This window comes from Priestia sp. SIMBA_032 (genome assembly GCF_046535215.1).
Taxonomy (GTDB): Bacteria; Bacillota; Bacilli; order Bacillales; family Bacillaceae_H; genus Priestia; species Priestia aryabhattai.
In genome coordinates, this window is sequence record NZ_JAWRXD010000252.1 from 1 (window position 1) to 354 (window position 354).

The window sequence follows — 354 nt, forward strand, 5'->3', positions numbered from 1 at the left end:
GTATCATTTCAACATCAGATAGTTCTCTCCAAGCTTTTCGAAAGTAAATGTCGTGGTAGGGACCAGGTTTTGTAAAGTTAAAGCCAGCATAAATGCAGCCTATTTCTTCTACTTGTATGTCGTACCTTTCATTTTCTTCTTCGTTTGGTAGTTCATAATCAGCATCTATTTGCACATGGTCAGGAATACCCCAAAATTCAATACGGTCTAATAACGCGCGCTCTTTAAAATAATGGTTGAACGCTTCGAGTACGATATTATCTTCAGAGTAATGAGCAAGTTTGAAAGGTCCAGTACCTATATAATGATGATTTTGAATACTCGTATCACGCGGTAAAATTGCGAGCTGCATAG

The 354-nt window shown here is 37.9% G+C and carries 1 protein-coding gene; it reads right to left on the reverse strand.

Going from position 1 to position 354, the window contains the following annotated elements:
- Positions 1-354: ABC transporter substrate-binding protein (locus SB717_RS34235; protein WP_410907284.1), on the reverse strand; the 354-nt coding region annotated here is incomplete at both ends.